This is a genomic window from Xanthomarina maritima, assembly GCF_008084905.1.
Classification (GTDB): Bacteria; Bacteroidota; Bacteroidia; order Flavobacteriales; family Flavobacteriaceae; genus Xanthomarina; species Xanthomarina maritima.
On sequence record NZ_VSFC01000052.1, the window covers coordinates 306,942 to 325,793 of the forward strand.

17 protein-coding genes are annotated in these 18,852 nt (G+C 30.6%); 3 read left to right on the forward strand and 14 right to left on the reverse strand.

Features of this window, described 5'->3' with window-relative positions; all coding sequences use genetic code 11:
* Positions 1 to 43 precede the first annotated feature (43 nt).
* The 9 genes from gap to FVF61_RS11380 form a co-directional block, all read right to left on the reverse strand.
* On the reverse strand, positions 44 to 1,042 hold the full coding sequence (gene gap / locus FVF61_RS11340) for a type I glyceraldehyde-3-phosphate dehydrogenase (RefSeq protein ID WP_148456488.1): 999 nt from the start codon (positions 1,040 to 1,042) through the stop codon (positions 44 to 46).
* Positions 1,042 to 1,920, reverse strand: a complete 879-nt coding sequence (gene lipA, locus FVF61_RS11345) for a lipoyl synthase (RefSeq protein ID WP_148456490.1) — start codon at positions 1,918 to 1,920, stop codon at positions 1,042 to 1,044. Before lipA ends, gap begins: the two co-directional genes overlap by 1 nt.
* Before the next feature lie 92 nt (positions 1,921 to 2,012).
* Positions 2,013 to 2,567, reverse strand: a complete 555-nt coding sequence (locus FVF61_RS11350; protein WP_148456492.1) for an RNA polymerase sigma factor — start codon at positions 2,565 to 2,567, stop codon at positions 2,013 to 2,015.
* Positions 2,558 to 3,670 (reverse strand): glycosyltransferase, encoded by a 1,113-nt coding sequence (locus FVF61_RS11355; RefSeq protein ID WP_148456493.1) that lies wholly within the window; start codon positions 3,668 to 3,670, stop codon positions 2,558 to 2,560. Before FVF61_RS11355 ends, FVF61_RS11350 begins: the two co-directional genes overlap by 10 nt.
* A gap of 6 nt (positions 3,671 to 3,676) precedes the next feature.
* Complete coding sequence (locus FVF61_RS11360; RefSeq protein WP_148456495.1) at positions 3,677 to 3,880, reverse strand: membrane or secreted protein; 204 nt, start codon at positions 3,878 to 3,880, stop codon at positions 3,677 to 3,679.
* 152 nt (positions 3,881 to 4,032) lie between these two features.
* A complete protein-coding gene (locus FVF61_RS11365) occupies positions 4,033 to 4,830 on the reverse strand; it encodes an anti-sigma factor (protein ID WP_148456497.1) in 798 nt (265 codons plus the stop codon).
* Positions 4,831 to 4,838: 8 nt separating this feature from the next.
* Entirely contained in the window at positions 4,839 to 5,372 is a 534-nt protein-coding gene (locus FVF61_RS11370; protein ID WP_148456499.1) for an RNA polymerase sigma factor, read from the reverse strand.
* A gap of 59 nt (positions 5,373 to 5,431) precedes the next feature.
* On the reverse strand, positions 5,432 to 6,445 hold the full coding sequence (murB, locus tag FVF61_RS11375) for a UDP-N-acetylmuramate dehydrogenase (protein WP_148456501.1): 1,014 nt from the start codon (positions 6,443 to 6,445) through the stop codon (positions 5,432 to 5,434).
* Positions 6,445 to 7,635, reverse strand: coding sequence for a pyridoxal phosphate-dependent aminotransferase (locus tag FVF61_RS11380; RefSeq protein ID WP_148456503.1), 1,191 nt, complete (start codon positions 7,633 to 7,635; stop codon positions 6,445 to 6,447). Before FVF61_RS11380 ends, murB begins: the two co-directional genes overlap by 1 nt.
* Positions 7,636 to 7,759: 124 nt before the next feature.
* On the opposite strand from FVF61_RS11380, the gene FVF61_RS11385 reads away from it, so the two are divergent.
* Entirely contained in the window at positions 7,760 to 9,103 is a 1,344-nt protein-coding gene (locus FVF61_RS11385; protein WP_148456505.1) for an aspartyl protease family protein, read from the forward strand.
* Between the two features lie 52 nt (positions 9,104 to 9,155).
* Here the strand turns inward: FVF61_RS11385 and FVF61_RS11390 are convergent, their stop codons facing one another.
* Complete coding sequence (locus tag FVF61_RS11390) at positions 9,156 to 9,581, reverse strand: DUF1573 domain-containing protein (RefSeq protein WP_148456507.1); 426 nt, start codon at positions 9,579 to 9,581, stop codon at positions 9,156 to 9,158.
* 186 nt (positions 9,582 to 9,767) lie between these two features.
* On the opposite strand from FVF61_RS11390, the gene FVF61_RS11395 reads away from it, so the two are divergent.
* Both FVF61_RS11395 and FVF61_RS11400 read left to right on the forward strand, forming a co-directional pair.
* A complete protein-coding gene (locus tag FVF61_RS11395; protein ID WP_148456509.1) occupies positions 9,768 to 12,404 on the forward strand; it encodes a valine--tRNA ligase in 2,637 nt (878 codons plus the stop codon).
* A 1-nt stretch (position 12,405) separates the two neighbouring features.
* Positions 12,406 to 13,215 carry a DNA/RNA non-specific endonuclease gene (locus FVF61_RS11400; RefSeq protein ID WP_148456510.1) on the forward strand — a complete coding sequence of 270 codons (810 nt, stop codon included), beginning with the start codon at positions 12,406 to 12,408 and terminating at the stop codon, positions 13,213 to 13,215.
* Between the two features lie 31 nt (positions 13,216 to 13,246).
* Here the strand turns inward: FVF61_RS11400 and FVF61_RS11405 are convergent, their stop codons facing one another.
* From FVF61_RS11405 to gcvP, 4 genes are all read right to left on the reverse strand, one after another.
* Positions 13,247 to 14,095, reverse strand: a complete 849-nt coding sequence (locus tag FVF61_RS11405) for a glycosyltransferase family 2 protein (protein WP_148456512.1) — start codon at positions 14,093 to 14,095, stop codon at positions 13,247 to 13,249.
* Between the two features lie 24 nt (positions 14,096 to 14,119).
* Positions 14,120 to 14,641 carry a methyltransferase domain-containing protein gene (locus FVF61_RS11410; protein ID WP_148456514.1) on the reverse strand — a complete coding sequence of 174 codons (522 nt, stop codon included), beginning with the start codon at positions 14,639 to 14,641 and terminating at the stop codon, positions 14,120 to 14,122.
* 61 nt (positions 14,642 to 14,702) lie between these two features.
* Entirely contained in the window at positions 14,703 to 15,761 is a 1,059-nt protein-coding gene (locus tag FVF61_RS11415) for a 3-oxoacyl-ACP synthase III family protein (protein ID WP_148456515.1), read from the reverse strand.
* A gap of 176 nt (positions 15,762 to 15,937) precedes the next feature.
* Positions 15,938 to 18,787 (reverse strand): aminomethyl-transferring glycine dehydrogenase, encoded by a 2,850-nt coding sequence (gene gcvP, locus FVF61_RS11420; protein ID WP_148456517.1) that lies wholly within the window; start codon positions 18,785 to 18,787, stop codon positions 15,938 to 15,940.
* Between the last annotated feature and the right edge of the window lie 65 nt (positions 18,788 to 18,852).

Consider the following 18,852-nt stretch of genomic DNA (forward strand, 5'->3'; position numbering starts at 1 on the left):
TAAATCAATAATAAAACAAATATAAATATTTATTCGATAAAAGTTACATTTTTATCGATAAATTGCAAATTAAATCAATAATTCTACTCGAATAGCCTGTTTCATTATCGTACCAACCAATTATTTTTACCATATTTCCTATAACAGAAGTCATTTGAGAATCGAAAATACAAGAATTAGTATTTCCTACAATATCAATTGAAACAATTGGATCTTGAGTATATTCTAAAATCCCCTTATAGTTGTTCAATGAAGCATATTTGAAAGCCTTATTAATATCTTCAATTGTAACTGTTTTTTCTACATTAAAGGTGATGTCTGTTAAAGATCCATTGGCAACAGGAACTCTAATGCCACAACCACCTATAACATCTGATAATTCTGGAAATATTTTTGTTAACGCTTTTGCAGCTCCAGTTGTAGTTGGTACTATAGATTGCCCTGCTGCTCTAGCGCGACGTAAATCTTTATGTGGTTGATCGTGTAAACTTTGATCTGATGTATAAGAGTGTATAGTTGTTATATATGCTTGTTTAATGCCACATAAATTATTTATTATATCAATCATTGGAGCAGCATTGTTGGTTGTGCAAGATGCATTTGAAACAATTGTTTCTTTTCCATTAAGTGAATTATCGTTTACACCTAATACTATGGTTTTAATATCATCTTCTAAAGGAGGAACACTTAAAACAACCTTTTTTGCTCCATTTTTTATATGAAATTCTAAATCTTCTCTTGTTTTAAATTTTCCAGATGCTTCAATTACAAAATCAACATCAAATGGTTTCCAGTTGATTTCTTTAGGATGAATTATTCTTGAAAATGGTATCTTTCTATTATTAACAATCACATGTTTCTCATCAAAAGAAATCGTTTCTTTAAATATACCATGTATGCTATCGTATTTTAATAAATGACTTAAGGTTTTAGTATCTGCAAGATCATTAACTGCAACAACCTGAATATTTTTGTTGTCTTGCAATAATCTAAAAACGCGTCTTCCAATACGTCCAAAACCATTTATAGCAATACGAATCATTAATTGATATGTTTTTGAGCTTTATAAGAAGATCTTACTAAAGCACTACTTTCCACATGTCTAAACCCTAAATCTAGTCCAATTTGTTTGTATTCATCAAATTGATCTGGTAGAATAAACTGCTTTACTGGTAAATGTTTTTTACTTGGTTGTAGGTATTGACCAATAGTAACCACATCTACATTACTATCTTTAAGGTCATGAAGCGTAGCAATAACTTCTTCACGAGTTTCCCCTAGACCTAACATAATTCCAGATTTTGTTCTGCGTTGTCCTTGTTCTTTTAAATATTTTAAAACACCTAGACTTCTATCATATTTTGCTTGAATTCTGACTTCTCTAGTTAATCTTCTAACAGTTTCAATATTGTGAGAAACAACTTCTGGAGCTACTTCAATAATTCGATCTATGTGTTGTTCAATACCTTGAAAGTCTGGAATTAAGGTTTCCAATGTTGTATCAGGATTCATTCTTCGAACAGCTTTAACAGTTTCAGCCCACATAATGCTGCCCATGTCTTTTAAATCGTCTCTATCAACACTTGTTAAAACAGCATGTTTAATATTCATTATTTTAATAGAGCGAGCTACTTTTTCTGGTTCATCCCAATCTACAGTTTCAGGCCTTCCAGTTTTTACTCCACAAAATCCACAAGAACGTGTGCAAATATTTCCAAGAATCATAAAAGTTGCAGTTCCTTCTCCCCAACATTCTCCCATATTTGGGCAACTTCCTGAAGTACAAATGGTATTTAGTTTATATTTATCTACAAGACCACGAAGTTCTGTGTATTTTTTACCAGTAGGTAATTTTACACGTAACCATTTAGGTTTTGCTTCTCTTTCTGGTAAAATATTTGAAGCTGTTTTAGTGTTCATTTACAAATTATTTTTGAAGAGCAAAGATACAAAAGTAATATGTTACTATTGCTTTAAGGTGTTAAAAATGAAAATGAGAAGATGTCTTCTAATTAAGAGGTTTTATTTTTAATAATTTCTGCTAACAGTTTTTTAGCTCTTAATAATTTAACTTTCACATTACTAATAGGCTCGTTAAGTTCTAATGAAATATCTTTATAACTTAATTCTTGAAAGTACCTTAGATTAATCACTTCCTGATAATGAGGTTTAAGCTTTTTAATATCTCTAAGCAATTTAGCTAAATTTTGTTCTGTAATTAATTTATCTTCAGCAGAAGGACTTTCATCTAAAATTTGATGAAAAGAATCTTCATCATCATTAGAAAGTGATTGAGACAATTTGTTTTTCTCTTTTCTAATTAAATCAATGTGAATATTTTTAGAAATAGTAATTAACCAAGTTTTAAAAGTGTAATTCTCATCAAATGTATCTATTTTATCAAAAGCTTTTGAAAAGGCTTGAATGGTAATGTCTTCAGCGTCATTTTCATTTTCAATACGCTTTAATTGAAAACCATAAACATAATCCCAATAAGTATCTAACAGGAAGTTAAATGCTTTTTGATCATTTTTTTTAGCTTTTTTAATAGCTTCTTCTATTTCCAATGTTTAGGTTTTGATATTAGGTTTGTTATAAAGATACTTAATTGGATTCCAATTAAAAAAAGTTCTAAGAAAGGAATGTAAGTTACTAAATCTCTTTCATTAAGTTTTGTTGAAGCTTTTCCAATTACTATAAATTGAACAATAATTCTTAATAAAATGAGACACGAAACAACTATCCAATTAAATAAAGTTATGAGAAGGATGATTGATAATAACCAAAATAGTAATTGTGTTATATAAAATAAGATTAATGGTAATTTATGTTTTGTTTTATAATGATTTGCTGTGGTTATGTGCCTTCTTTTCTGCTTAATCCATTTACTAAAAGTAGTTTTTGGTACAGATTCAGTAAAACTATCTGGAGAAATACAAATTTCAGTATTTTGTGAGTTTGCTATCTGATTTATAAACAAATCGTCATCTCCAGAACGTATATACATATGGTTCATAAATCCATTAGCCTCAAAAAATTCTTCTTTTTTGTAAGCTAAATTTCTACCAACTCCCATATAAGGTTGTCCAATTTTTGCAAAAGAAAAGTATTGAATGGCAGTTAAAAGAGTTTCAAAACGTATTAATTTATTTAGAAAAGAATTCTTTATTTTAGAATACGCACCATAACCTATAACTATGGATTTTTTGTTGTTAAAACAAGCACTCATTTCTGAAATCCAATGTTTTGAAATTGGTTTGCAGTCTGCATCAGTAAACAAAAGATGTTCGTGTTTTGCAGCTTTAATCCCTAGAGTTAAAGCGTATTTTTTATTTGCCCAAAAAGCTTCGTTATTTATTACGTTTACAATTTTGATGTTGTTATGCATACTGGCAAAATCTTCCATGATTTCTAAAGTATCGTCATAAGAAGCATCGTTAATTAATACAATTTGAAAATTTGGATAGTCTTGATGAATGATTGAAGGTAGAAATCTTTTCAAGTTTTCAGCTTCATTTTTTGCACATATAACAACCGAAATTGGAATATTATTTGTAGCTGATTTGTTTTCTTTTAAGAATACAAATTTTCCAAAAATTAAAAGATAATATAACACTTGAGCACATACTACAAACAGAAAGGTGTAGAATACCAAATCAAGTAAAACCATTAAATACTAGGAGTGTTTAGGTTCGTTACAATCGCTAAACTGGTCAGGCGTTTTACCACAAAAACCACATGCTTCACCATCTTTGTTAAGCATTGGGTTTTGACTGGCACAAGTTCCTGCAAATTTACCATCTTTTTTAGCCCAAAGTTTAATAGCAATTCCAGCTATTGCTAAACCTAATAAAATTAAAGTTATTAAAAGTAATTTCATGTAATTATAATGCGTTTTGAAAGTGTATTTAAAGCCTAAATGGGCTTCGATTTATTTTTGCAAATTTACGATTTATAAATGAGAATAAAATAATAAAGCCTCACTTTATAAACTTAAGTGAGGCTTTATAACTAATTAAGATTAATTAATTATTAGTTATGCTTTTGTAGAGAAACTTCTGCAACAGCATTTTCTTTTGATGCACTATTATTACCACCTTTTGGTTCTATGGTTATACTTAAACCTAGAGCATTTTCTGTATATGGAATTTGTTTTAACTCTCTATCTGTTTCGCTTAAAATACCAAGACTAACCATTTTGTCTTGAACTTCAGCCCAAATTTGATAGCATTGCTCTTCTGGGAGTTGTGGTAGAGAAACCACATCTATCATAGAAGTTTTTTCCTTAGGATTTATGTAGGCAACAGTTTTTAAATTTTTAGCTCTATAATTTCCTTTAATAATATATTTCTCAGTTTCAGGATTATTAAGCTGTTTAAACTGTTGCATAATATCATCTAACTTACTGTTGTTAGACGTAATATCATCTCTTAAATCGTAAATTTCGTCTACAATTTTCTGGTTTTCAGTTTTTAAATTTTGATTTTGTATATAAAACACAAAAGAACTTCCAGCAAAAATTAATGCAGAAACGCTTGCAGCAATACTAAAACGATACCATTTTTTATATCGTCTAGTTGGTTTTAACGTAACAACTGGAGTGTCATCAAGCGCATCTAAAATGTTATTTAGAATAGCTTTTGGAGCTTCAACAGCATTCTTTTTAGACACAATTTCTAAATTAGTTTGAATGGTGTTGTATGCTTTCTGTACTTCTGGGTATTTTGAAATGTAAGTTTCAACTGTTTCTGTTTCAGCAGAAGTAGTTTCACCTATAAGATATTTTTCTAATAGGTCAGAATTTAAAAATGTAGTTATTTTATCATTCATGACTTGTTTTATTCAGGATCGTAAATTTTTTTCAATTCACGTAATCCAATTTTTAATCTTGATTTAATAGTTCCAAGTGGAATTTCTAATTCATCACTTGCTTCTTGTTGTGTCATGCCTTCAAAAAAGAGAGCATTTATAACAATTTGATATTTTTTATCTATTGATTTTAGATGGGTTTTAATATCCATAACATCTTGGTTTAATCCTTCCGATGTTAACTTATATACGTTTGAAGCTTCTATTTGGATTTCCTTTTGATCTTTATTTGATTTAGATCTTACTTTATCTATAGCTGTATTGTAAGCAATTCTATAAAGCCATGTAAAAAGTTTTGCTTTATCAGCATCATAAGATTTAGACTTTTTCCAAACTTTTATAAAGGTTTCTTGTAATGCGTCTTGAGCGAGTTCTTCGTTGTTTAACACCTTTAAAATAACGCCATACAACGTGTCTGCATAATTTTCATATAGCAAAGAAATGGCTTTTTTATCTCCTTTTTGAAGTAGCCTAACTATTTCCTTTTCGATTGGTGTAGTCAAGGTTTGAGAATTAAATGTTTTAGTTGTCTATTATACCAAAGTTAGAGATTTCTTTTTAATTAAAGAATATTTACTTCAGCTTCAATGGTTATATTAAAGATCTGTTTAATGGTATTTTGGATTAAAATAGATAATTCTAAAATATCAGAACCTTTTGCATTTCCATAATTAACTAGAACTAAAGCTTGTGCTTTATGAACGCCATAATTACCAAATTGTTTTCCTTTAAAACCAGCTTTTTCAATTAACCATCCTGCTGGAACTTTAATTTCGGTTTCTGAAACTGGATAACCAGGAATGTCTTGAAAGTTTTCTTTCAATTTAGAATAAGCTGATTTTAAAATTACAGGGTTTTTAAAAAAACTTCCACTGTTACCTATTTTTTTTGGGTCAGGAAGTTTACTTTGTCTAATTTTAATAACAGCATTTGAAATATCTTGAATGGTTGGATTTGTAATATTCATTCCTGCTAATTCATCGGAAATGGAGCCATAAGATGTATGAAGAGTATGATTTTTCTTAGATAGTTTAAAAGTTACATTACAGATAATAAACTCGCCTTTCTCTTCCTGTTTGAAAACGGAATTTCTATAGTCGAATTTGCAGTCTGTTTTAGTAAAGGTTTTTAATGTTTTGGTAGCAATATGTAATGCTTCACAAGAAATAAAAGTATCTTTTAACTCAATGCCATAAGCGCCAATATTTTGAATTGGAGCAGTTCCTACATTTCCTGGAATAAGTGACAAGTTTTCAAGCCCACCAAAATCTTTTTCTAAACACCATAATACAAATTCGTGCCAATTTTCTCCAGCATTCGCTTGGACTAAAACGGAATCTTCATTTTCTGAAAGAATTGAAATTCCTTTTAAATTAACATGTACAACTAGTGTTTCAATATCTTTGGTAAGTAGCATATTACTTCCACCACCTAATATAAAAATATTTGAATATTCTTCTAATGATATTACTTGTTTAAGGGCATCAATGTTTTCAATAGAAATAAAATGTTTTGCAAGAACATCTATGCCAAAAGTATTAAAAGGTTTTAAGGATATGTTTTGTTTTATTTGCACTAATCTTTATATACTTTAAGAGCTTCTTTTAAAATGTTAACAGCCTTAACAAGACTATCTTTGTTTAGTACATAAGCTATTCTTATTTGATTTAAACCAACACCTGGAGTTGAATAAAAACCAGCAGCAGGAGCAACCATAACAGTTTCGCCATTAATATCAAAACTTTCTAATAACCACTGTGCAAAATTGTCTGCATTTTTTATAGGTAATTCAACAATGCAGTAAAAAGCTCCTTTTGGTTTAGCTACTTTTATACCTTCAATTTTTTCTAATTCAGAAATCAAGATGTTTCTTCTTTCAACATATTCAATAATTACATCGTCAAAATAACTTTGTGGTGTTTGTAAGGCAGCTTCACTTGCTATCTGTGCTAATGTAGGAGGACTTAATCTAGCTTGAGCAAATTTTAAGGCTGTAGAAATAACTTCTTTATTTTTTGATACTAAACAGCCTATTCTTGCGCCACACATACTATACCTTTTAGAAACAGAATCTATCATTATGGCATGCTCAGCTATTTCATCTTCTTGCATTATGGAATAGTGTTTTGCTCCATCATATGCAAATTCTCTATATACTTCATCCGAAATTAAAAATAAATTATGCTTTTTAACAATGCTAGCTAATTTTTTAATTTCTGCTTTAGAATATAAGTATCCAGTAGGATTTCCAGGGTTGCAAATTAAAATGGCTTTAGTTTTTGGAGTAATTAATTTTTCAAATTCCTCAATTGGAGGTAAAGCAAAATTATCTTCAATTTTAGAAATAACAGGAACAATATTTACACCTGAAGCTGTAGAGAATCCATTGTAATTAGCATAAAATGGTTCTGGAATAATAATTTCGTCATCTGTATCCATGATAGTTCCAAAAGCAAATAATAAAGCTTCACTACCACCAGTTGTAACAATAATATCATCTTTTATAACATGTATGTCATGAATATTATAATAATTGGCAATTTTATTTCTATATTCATCAGATCCTTCAGATCTAGTATAAGCTAAAATATCTAAAGAATGCACTTTAACAGCATCTAAAGCTATCTCTGGAGTTTTAATATCTGGCTGTCCAATGTTTAAATGATAAACGGTTTTACCCTGTTTGTATGCAGCTTCAGCATAAGGAACTAGCTTTCTAATTGGTGATTGTGGCATGTTAAGCCCTTTATTTGATATTCTTGGCATGATACTATTATATTAAGTAGCAAAGTTCCGAAAATTATCTTAAAGTTTTTTTAAAATACTTGACTAAATATAAAAGGTAGACTAAAGTTTTGTAAATTGATTAAGAATGCCAATTCTGTTGTTAATGAAAAAATATATCTGGATTATAATAATTTTTTTTTCTTTAAATAATCTAGGTTATTCACAAAGTAAATTTGTAATTCAGAACAAAAAAGGCTCTGATAAAATTCATTTTAAACTCATTAATAATTTAATTATAATTCCTGTTGAAATAAATGGTGTCGAGTTATCATTTCTATTAGATACTGGAGTTAATAAATCTATCATTTTCAATTTTTTAAACATTACAGATACACTTCAAATAAAAGATACTGAAACTATTTATCTAAGAGGTCTAGGCGAAGGAGAAGCCATTAAAGCTTTAAAATCTAAAAATAATATTCTAAAAGTAGGAGATGCTATAAATATAAGCCAAGAACTATATGCAGTATATAACCCAAATTTAAATTTTGCGCCAAGATTAGGGGCTCCTTTGCATGGTATTATTGGATATGATTTATTTAAAGATTTTGTAGTTGAAGTTAATTATACCACTAAAAAATTAACATTAACAAACCCTAAGGATTATATATATGAGAAGTGTAACTCTTGTGAAACTTTAAATATGCAATTTTATAAAAACAAACCTTATATCTATACAAATGTTAAAATAAATGATAAGCATATTCCAGTTAAAATGTTAATAGATTCTGGAGGGAGTGATGCTTTATGGCTATTTGAAGAAGATAGTCTTGGTATTCATCTAGATAACAAATATTTTGAAGATTTTTTAGGACATGGTTTAACAGGAAGTGTTTATGGTAAAAGATCCAGAATAGAAGAATTTTCAATAAAAAACTTCACTCTTAAAAATGTGAATGTATCGTTTCCAGAACCAACTTCTTTAATTTATGTTAAACAACATAAAGAAAGGAATGGAAGTATAGCTGGGAATGTTTTAAAACGATTTAATTTAATTATTGATTATCAAAACAGCTCAATTACTTTTGATAAAAATAGGATGTTTTCTGAGCCATTTAATTATAATAAAAGTGGTATAGAATTAGAGCAAGATGGAGTTAGGCTTGTTAGGCAAAAAGATTATAATTATGCAAATACTGGTGATTTTTTAGGAAGTGAAAGCAATACATCAAAAACAACTGTTGTTTTAAGTACTCAATATAAGTTAACTTTAAAACCTGCTTATTCAATAGTGGAATTAAGAAAAGACTCTCCAGCAGAAAAAGCAGGTTTGAAAGTTGGAGATTACCTGTTGTCTATAAATAATAAATCTACTGATAGATATAGTCTTCAAGAAATTATGCAAATGTTTTATGAGGATAAAGATGAACGAATTAAGATAGTAATAGAAAGGGATGGTATTCCATTAACTTTTGTTTTTTATTTAGAAGATATTTTTAAACAATAAAAAAGCCTTAAGAGTTTTCTTAAGGCTTAAATATATTTGTTTAGAAAAATAATTATTGTTCCATAACACTTTCGCTCTTTTTCTCAAGAACACTAGTTTTACTAGGGTCAATGACTTCTCCTTTAATTTTTAAAGCTACAGTAGGTGTGTCAGCATTAGAAATTACTGTAATTGTCTTTCTAATAGGATTTACTCTATTAGTGTCGTACTTAACTTCAATTTGACCAGTTTCACCTGGTTGGATAGGTCCTTCTGGTTTTTTAGGAACTGTACAACCACAACTTGAATTTACTTTTGAAATAATTAAAGGTGCATCACCTGTGTTTGTGAATTCAAAAACACGAACACCATCAGCTCCTTTTTCAATAATACCATAATCTATAGTATCAGTCTTAAATTCAATTTTAGCTACTTTTTCTTGAGCATTTACCGAAAAGCTTAATAATCCGATAAAAAATACTACTACTAAATGTTTCATAATTTTATTATTTAATACGTTGGTAAACATACTTACTTTTTATTCATTTTGCAAAATTATTAGCTATAATACACTTTCAAAATAATATAAAACCTAATAAAATGTATATTATACGCTCATATAATTTTCCTTAAAAAAGAAATATAAGTACTTTTGCATGTTATATTTCAAAAACTATTCCAAAGTATGCAAATTCCATCAAAATATGATGCCAGTCAAGTAGAGAGTAAATGGTACAACTACTGGATGAAACACAATTATTTTCATTCAACACCAGACGAAAGGGAACCATATACCATTGTTATTCCTCCGCCAAACGTAACTGGAGTCTTGCATATGGGACACATGCTTAACAATACCATACAGGATGTATTAATCCGTCGAGCACGTTTATTGGGTAAAAATGCTTGTTGGGTTCCTGGAACCGATCATGCTTCTATTGCTACAGAAGCTAAAGTAGTTGCTAAATTAAAGGAACAAGGAATAGATAAAAATGACTTGACTCGTGATGAATTTTTAGCACACGCTTGGGAATGGACTGAAGAATATGGAGGCGTGATTTTAGAACAACTTAAAAAGCTAGGGTGTTCTTGTGATTGGGACAGAACCAAATTTACGATGGATGACGATATGTCTGAAGCTGTAATAAAAGTGTTTGTTGATTTATACGAAAAAGGATTGATTTATAGAGGATATAGAATGGTAAACTGGGATCCTGAGGCAAAAACAACCCTTTCAGATGAAGAAGTTATTCATGAAGAACGTCAAGGAAATCTATATTATATCAATTATAAAATAAAAGGAAGTGATGAAACGTTAACAATTGCTACCACACGTCCAGAAACAATATTTGGAGATACAGCCATTTGTATTAACCCGAATGATGAGCGTTTTACGCATTTAAAAGGAAAAAATGCTATTGTGCCAATTTGTAATCGTGTGATACCTATCATAGAAGATGAATACGTAGATGTAGAGTTCGGAACGGGTTGCTTAAAAGTAACACCTGCACATGATGAAAACGATAAAAACCTTGGAGATAAGCATAAACTAGAAGTGATTGATATCTTTCATGAAGATGCAAGTTTAAATAGCTTTGGAATGCAATTTGAAGGGCAAGACCGTTTTGAAGCAAGAAATAACGTAGCTAAAGAATTAGAAGCAACTGGTGTTTTAGTTAAAACCGAAACACATTTAAACAAAGTTGGTACTTCAGAACGTACCAAAGCAGTCATCGAGCCAAGATTAAGTGACCAGTGGTTTTTAAAAATGGATGAATTGGTAAAACCTGCAATAAAGGCCGTTTTAGGTGAAGAAGCAGAAATTAAGTTGTTTCCTAAAAAATTCGAAAACACTTATAGACACTGGATGGAAAACATTCGCGATTGGAATATTTCCAGACAATTACTTTGGGGACAGCAAATCCCTGCTTATTTCTATGGCGAAGGAAAAGAAGATTTTGTAGTTGCTGAAACTATCGAGCAAGCCCTTAAACTTGCAAAAAAGAAAACCAACAACCAACAACTAACAGCCAACGACTTAAAACAAGATACTGATGCTCTTGATACTTGGTTCTCTTCTTGGTTATGGCCTATGAGCGTGTTTGATGGCATTCGTAATCCTGAGAATGAAGACATAAAATATTACTATCCAACCAACGATTTGGTAACTGGTCCAGATATTCTATTCTTTTGGGTAGCACGTATGATTATAGCTGGTTATGAATACAAAGGTGAAAAACCATTTAACAATGTTTATTTAACTGGTTTGGTTCGTGATAAGCAACGAAGAAAAATGAGTAAATCCTTAGGGAATTCACCAGATGCTTTAAAACTTATTGACGATTATAGTGCAGATGGTGTTCGTGTAGGTTTGTTGTTAAGTTCTGCTGCTGGAAACGATTTGATGTTTGATGAAGCCTTATGTAACCAAGGAAAAGGCTTTGGAAACAAAATTTGGAATGCATTCAACTTAACCAACTTATGGGAAGTTAATGAAACTATTGAGCAACCACAGTCTAGTAAAATAGCCTTAGAATGGTATGAAGCCAAGTTTCAAGAAGCATTAGTAGAGATTGATGATCATTTTAGTAAATACCGTTTAAGTGATGCTTTAATGAGTATCTATAAATTGATTTATAATGATTTCTGTGGCTGGTTATTAGAGATTGTGAAACCAGCTTACCAACAGCCTATCGATGCTAAAACATATCATTCTGTGATGGCTTGTTTTGAAAATAATTTAAAAATTCTTCATCCGTTTATGCCATTTTTAACTGAAGATATTTGGCAATATATTACTGAACGTACTCCAGAAGAAGCATTAATTATTGCTAAATGGCCTGAAGCGAAACCAATTAATAAAGATTTAATTTCTCAGTTTGAATTTGCTTCTGAAGTCATTTCAGGAATTAGAACATTTCGTAAAGAAAAGAACATTGCTTTTAAAGATGCTATTGGTTTTTCAGTAATAAATAATGAAAATACGATTAAAACTTTTGATGCCGTTATTGCTAAACTAGGAAATCTTGAAAGTATTAATTATACATCAGAAGCTATAGAAGGTGCTTTAACTTTTAGAGTGAAATCTAATGAATATTTTATTCCAATGGCTGGAGCGATTGATGTTGAAGCAGAAATCACTAAAATTTCTGAAGAATTAAAATACACAGAAGGCTTTTTGAAATCTGTTCAAAAGAAATTATCAAACGAACGTTTTGTAGCAGGAGCTCCAGAACAGGTTATAGCTAACGAACGTAACAAAGAAGCCGATGCATTGGCTAAAATTGAAACTTTAAAAGCTAGTTTAGCTTCTTTAAAGTAGAATGAAGAGAAAAACCCAATATATAATAATTGCAGTTTTGCTTATAGGAGGTATTTCTTTTTATGAGATTTATTTAGAGGACAAAGAACAACAAGTAGTTGTAGATTCTGGTAAAACAGTTAAAAGTAATACCAATGAATTCTTTTTACCAACAAGCACCACAGGACAAATTGTTCATCATAATAGCTATTCTTTGTCTTATAGTGAGCCACATGAACAGGCAGAATGGGTTGCTTACGAATTAAAAAAAGAACATCTTTCAAATTCCAATTTTAAACGGCCTTATTTTGAAATAGATCCAGCTGTAAAAACTGGAGCTGCACATTGGCGAAATTATAAAAAGTCTGGTTTCGATAGAGGACATTTATGTCCAGCAGCAGATAGAGCTTATAATCAAAATGCATATAATGAAACCTTTTTAACTAGTAATATCAGTCCTCAAAGACACGATTTTAATTCAGGAATTTGGAATACTTTAGAGCAGAAAGTGAGATATTGGGCAGATAAATATAATGGTGTTTATGTTATTACAGGAGGTGTTTTGGAAGATGATTTAAAAACTATAGGTGAAGAAGAAGTTTCAGTTCCAAATCAGTTTTATAAAATACTGATAGAATACAATTCAGGAAAAACAAAAATGATTGCTTTTTTAATACCTCATGAGAATTCTAGTTTTCCTTTATATGAATTTGTGGTTTCTGTAGATTCTATTGAAACACTTACTGGAATAGACTACTTTCCAGAATTAGAAGATAGTTTAGAAGATAAACTTGAAGCTTCCTCAGATTATAAAAATTGGAGTTTTAATTGACGAAGTCATTTCCACGAAGGTGGAAATCTCATCATTTAAATTTAAAAAAGATACCCTTCCAACGTAAATTCCTAATAAATTCACCCTGTTCTTCAGAAACTAAAAACGGAAGTTTTTCTTTTTTCGCTTTAAAAAAGCCAATCATATAATCTTTAAATAAACCGAAACTTTCTTTTTTGTAAGCTAATTTTAAAGCTGAAATTAAAGTGATTATAAATCCATAACGCATTTTGTACATAGCTTCACCTTGAAGGTGTTTAGATGCTTTATTATAACTGATTCCTGTAGGTTTCAGATGTTTTACTTGAAGAGATTCATCTGTTGTAATTTTCCAACCATAAAATTTGGCTAGAAGCTCGTCAATGGTATCCCAACCCATGGATGGTTTAAGTTTGCCTATTTCAAGAAAGCATTCTTTTCTATAAGTTTTTAAAGCGCCTCGAATATGGTCTTTTCTGGTCAAGTTTTCTAAAACCCATTCCTTGTTTTTTTCAATGTAGCAATACCCTGAAGCCATCCCAAGTTTATCATTTGCCTTAAAATGAAAAGCTAGCTTTTCTAAATAATTTGTCGGAAATATTAAGTCTGCATCAAACTTACAGATGACGTCATAGTCTTCATCTAAAATTTCAAATCCTTTATAAAAAGCATGGATAATTTTAGAGCCTGGTAAATGTGTATCTGATGAGGTGGTGTTTATTAAAGAAATCCATTCATATTTTGAAGTAAATTCTTCAACAATTTGCTTTGTCTTATCTGTAGAATTATCATTTACTACCACTACTTGTTTTGGTAATAAGGTTTGAGCAACCAAAGAATCTAAAGTCTGCTTGATGTAAGCTTCTTCGTTATGTGCAGGAATGATAATGTAGAAATTCAAAGTTTAAAAGTTTAAAATTCAAAGTTAAACTCTTTCAGCGTAAACTATATAATATCTTGGCGTAAACCAACGTAGAATTGGTCGGAATCCAATTTTTTTTGTTGGATTGGTCCATTTTTGTCTATCTATTATTTTCCAACCAGATTTTTCTAAAAGCCAATCGAATTGCCAGTCTTCAAATTCGTGATAATGTCTATCTAACATATCTGTTTTACTTCTATAAGCTGAGGAAAACCATAATTTTAATGGAATACTTGCAACAAGTTTATCAGCCTTAATAGATTTTAAAACAGTAAAAGGAGAGAGAAGATGTTCAAAAATTTCAAAAGCTGTAACAACATCAGCATTTGAATTTTTTATAGTTGTTGTATCTAAATCTAAATCTTCGCCTTTGGTGTTTTCAACATTAAAACCGTGTTGTTTCATGATTTTTGTAAAAGGATTTTCAACACCTAAATCTAAAATTTTAGAATCTGTCGAAATATGCTTATTTAAAAATAGTGCTGTGTGTTTAAAGCGTTTATTTGGAAAAGTGTTTTCGTACATAATATTTCCTGCGAAAGCAGGAATCTCAGTTTAATATTCTATAATTACATCAAGCCTTACTTCAATATTTATAAATAATAGCATTGATGTTCATTCCAGCTCCAACACTAGCAAACATAATCACATCACTTTTATTTATGATATGACCTTCAAGCTCGCCTTTTAAAATTAAATCGTATAAAGTTGGAACTGTTGCAACACTGGAGTTTCCTAACTTGTTTATAGTCATTGGCATAATATCTTCAGGCATTTTCATTTTGTAGAGTTTATAAAAACGTTGCACGATTGCTTCATCCATTTTCTCATTTGCTTGATGGATAAGTATTTTCTTTAGATCGCTTATGTCATAGCCACTTTTATCTAAACAAGATTTCATAGCTGCTGGAACGTTATTTAAAGCAAATTCATAAATCTTTCTGCCATACATTTTAATGTATCGTCGCTGATCTGTTATTTCAGGATGATTCGTTTTACCGAAATATATAAAGTGAGCTTCATCTAAAGCATACGTAGCACTTTCATGAGCTATAATACCACCTTCTTCTGTAGATTCTTCAACAATTACTGCACCAGCTCCATCGCTATAAATCATAGAATCTCTATCATGTTTATCCACGACACGAGATAAAGTTTCAGCACCAATAACTAAACATTTTTTAGCAATTCCAGATTTAATAAAAGCATTGGCTTGAATAACTCCTTCAATCCAGCCTGGACAACCAAAAAGAATGTCGTATGCAACGCATTTAGGGTTTTTAATTCCAAGTAAATGCTTCACTCTTGAAGCTATGCTTGGAACTGTATCACTTTGTTCTGTATTGTGTTTTACATCACCATAATTATGACCAACAATAATATAATCGAGATCTTCTTGATTTATCTTAGCATTTTCAATAGCGTTTTGTGCTGCATAAAAAGCAATATCGGAAGTGTTTAAATTGTTTTCTACATAGCGTCTTTCACCAATTCCAGTAATAGCTTTAAATTTCTCTATAATGACTTCATTATGATGATTTATTGTTGAGCCATCTTCATTTAGAAATTCATGTTGATTAAAATCTTCATTCTTCTCTATATTGCTTGGAATATAACTGCCAGTTCCTGTAATTCTTATTGCCATTAGGTTGCTATTAAATATTAGGCTAGTGCTAAATTAATCATTATAAAATTGTTTACGTATTCATTTTTAAAATATTAGCTATTATTTGTCAAATTCGTATTATAAATTTAAAATATTAATAATTTAGCAATAAAAAAACCCTCATTTTGAGGGTTTTAAAATTTGTGAAAATATAATTATGCATCCATATATTCTTCAATAGGAGCACATGTACAAATTAAATTTCTATCTCCAAAGGCATCATCTACACGTCTAACACTAGGCCAGAATTTATTCTCTTTCACATATTCTAATGGAAATGCTGCTGTTTCTCTAGTATAAGGCATCAACCATTCACTAGATGTTAGCATTTCTAGAGTATGAGGTGCATTTTTTAAGACATTATTTTCATCATCTTTTGAAGCCATATCAATTTCTTTTTTAATTGAAATCATTGCATCACAAAAACGATCCATTTCTGCTTTACTTTCGCTTTCTGTTGGTTCAATCATTAAAGTTCCAGCTACAGGAAACGATACTGTTGGTGCGTGAAAACCATAATCCATTAAACGTTTTGCTATATCAGTAACTTCAATACCATTGGCTTTAAAAGGTCTGCAATCAACAATCATTTCGTGAGCAGCACGACCACATTCTCCAGAATATAAGGTGTCGAACTGTCCTTGTAAACGATGTTTGATATAATTGGCATTTAATATGGCAATTTTAGTAGATTGTGTTACGCCTTCAGCTCCTAACATTTTAATGTATGCATAAGAAATTAAACATACCAAAGCTGAGCCAAAAGGAGCCGCAGAAATAGCTGAAATTGCTTGATCTCCTCCAGTTTTTATAATTGGGTTACCAGGTAAAAAAGGCACTAATTGTTTTGCCACACAAATTGGTCCAACTCCTGGTCCTCCTCCTCCATGAGGAATTGCAAAAGTTTTATGTAAATTTAAATGACAAACATCTGCTCCAATATTTCCAGGATTTGTTAATCCAACTTGGGCATTCATATTTGCTCCATCCATGTAAACTTGACCACCATTATCATGGATTATTTTTGTAATTTCTTTGATAGCAGATTCATAAACTCCATGAGTTGAAGGATATGTAACCATGATACAAGACAGGTTGTCTTTGTGTAATTCGGCTTTTTCACGTAAATCTTCAACGTCTATATTTCCTTTTTCGGTAGATTTCGTCACAACCACTTTCATGCCAGCCATAACAGCACTAGCAGGATTTGTTCCATGAGCTGAAGAAGGTATTAAACAGATGTTTCTATGATGATCTCCTCGAGATTCATGGTACGCTTTAATAACCATTAATCCAGCATACTCACCTTGAGCTCCAGAATTTGGTTGTAAAGATGTAGCAGCAAATCCGGTAATTTCTGTTAATTGATCTTCAAGTTCTTTTAATATGGTTTGGTATCCTTGAGCTTGTTCTATAGGAACAAAAGGGTGAATACTTCCCCAATTTGGTGAACTTAATGGCAACATTTCGGCAGCTGCATTTAATTTCATTGTACAAGAACCTAAAGAAATCATGGAATGATTTAATGATAAATCTTTACGTTCTAATTTTTTAATGTAACGCATCAACTCTGTTTCAGAATGATGTGAATTAAAGATGTCTAAGGTTAAGAAATCTGAAGTTCTTTGAAGACTTTCAGAAATATGATTATCTTCAGAAACACTATTAATTTTAATAGTTTCTTTTCCTGCAGATTCAGCAAAAATGGCAACAATTTGATTCGCGTCTTTTAAATTAGTTGTTTCGTTGATAGAAATAGTAACTGTATTTACATCAGGATAAAAGAAATTGACTTGATGTTTTTCAGCAATTACTTTTATTTTTGATGCATTAGCTTTAACGCTTAACGTATCGAAATAAGATGTGTTTGTTTGTGTAAAACCTAACTTGCTTAAAGCATTTGACACAGTCGAAGCTGTGTTATGAACTTTATTTGCTATAAATTCTAATCCTTTAGGACCATGATACACAGCATACATTCCAGCCATAACAGCTAATAATACCTGAGCAGTACAAATATTTGAAGTTGCTTTGTCTCTTTTAATATGTTGTTCACGAGTTTGTAAAGCCATACGCAAAGCTCTATTGCCATTTACATCTTTAGTAACACCAATAATACGTCCTGGAATGTCTCTTTTATAGGCTTCTTTAGTGGCAAAATAGGCTGCATGTGGTCCACCATAACCCATTGGAATTCCAAATCTTTGTGTGGTTCCAACGACAACATCTGCACCAAATTTCCCTGGAGCTTCAAGCTTAACTAGACTTAAAATATCTGCTGCAACTGCTACTTTAATTTGAGCGTTATTAGCTTTTTCAATAAATGATTTAATATCTGTTACTTGACCATTTTTTCCAGGATATTGAAGAATTGCTCCAAAATATTCAGAAGAAAAATCAAAAGACTCTTCATTACCAACCACTAATTCTATTCCAATTGGAGTAGATCTAGTTTGTAATAAAGAAAGAGTTTGAGGTAATATGTTTTCAGAAACAAAAAATTTATTGACATCATTTTTTTTCTGGTCACGTTCTCTAACTGCAAATAATAAGCTCATAGCTTCAGCAGCTGCTGTACTTTCATCTAAAAGAGAGGCGTTGGCAATTTCCATTCCAGTTAAGTCAGTAACCATGGTTTGGAAATTTAATAAAGCTTCTAAACGTCCTTGAGCTATTTCAGCTTGATAAGGTGTGTAAGCAGTGTACCAACCTGGATTTTCCAAAATATTACGTTGAATAACTGGAGGTAAAATGGTTGGATGATACCCAAGGCCTATATATGTTTTGAAAGTTTTGTTTTGCTTAGAAAGCTCATGAATATGGGTTAAATATTCATATTCGCTCATTGGTTCATCCAAATCAAGTGGTATTTTTAGCTTGATATCATCTGGAAGCGTTTCATAGATTAGTTGGTCTAATGAGTCAACACCAATAGTTTTTAACATTTGGTTTTGGTCTTCTTCTCTAGGACCAATATGGCGAAGTGCAAAATTAGTTGTGTTCATTAAATGTATTGTTGTGTTTTAAGGCGCAAAATTACGTAATAATTCACTTTATATTGTTAATGAAA

What these genes read in the sequence shown, in the direction of transcription:
- gap (WP_148456488.1), bottom strand. Translation starts at nt 1,042, where the DNA reads ATGATTCGTATTGCTATAAATGGTTTTGGACGTATTGGAAGACGCGTT.
- lipA (WP_148456490.1), bottom strand. Translation starts at nt 1,920, where the DNA reads ATGAACACTAAAACAGCTTCAAATATTTTACCAGAAAGAGAAGCAAAA.
- FVF61_RS11355 (WP_148456493.1), bottom strand. Translation starts at nt 3,670, where the DNA reads ATGGTTTTACTTGATTTGGTATTCTACACCTTTCTGTTTGTAGTATGT.
- FVF61_RS11360 (WP_148456495.1), bottom strand. Translation starts at nt 3,880, where the DNA reads ATGAAATTACTTTTAATAACTTTAATTTTATTAGGTTTAGCAATAGCT.
- FVF61_RS11365 (WP_148456497.1), bottom strand. Translation starts at nt 4,830, where the DNA reads ATGAATGATAAAATAACTACATTTTTAAATTCTGACCTATTAGAAAAA.
- FVF61_RS11380 (WP_148456503.1), bottom strand. Translation starts at nt 7,635, where the DNA reads ATGCCAAGAATATCAAATAAAGGGCTTAACATGCCACAATCACCAATT.
- FVF61_RS11385 (WP_148456505.1), top strand. Translation starts at nt 7,760, where the DNA reads ATGAAAAAATATATCTGGATTATAATAATTTTTTTTTCTTTAAATAAT.
- FVF61_RS11390 (WP_148456507.1), bottom strand. Translation starts at nt 9,581, where the DNA reads ATGAAACATTTAGTAGTAGTATTTTTTATCGGATTATTAAGCTTTTCG.
- FVF61_RS11395 (WP_148456509.1), top strand. Translation starts at nt 9,768, where the DNA reads ATGCAAATTCCATCAAAATATGATGCCAGTCAAGTAGAGAGTAAATGG.
- FVF61_RS11400 (WP_148456510.1), top strand. Translation starts at nt 12,406, where the DNA reads ATGAAGAGAAAAACCCAATATATAATAATTGCAGTTTTGCTTATAGGA.
- FVF61_RS11410 (WP_148456514.1), bottom strand. Translation starts at nt 14,641, where the DNA reads ATGTACGAAAACACTTTTCCAAATAAACGCTTTAAACACACAGCACTA.
- FVF61_RS11415 (WP_148456515.1), bottom strand. Translation starts at nt 15,761, where the DNA reads ATGGCAATAAGAATTACAGGAACTGGCAGTTATATTCCAAGCAATATA.
- gcvP (WP_148456517.1), bottom strand. Translation starts at nt 18,787, where the DNA reads ATGAACACAACTAATTTTGCACTTCGCCATATTGGTCCTAGAGAAGAA.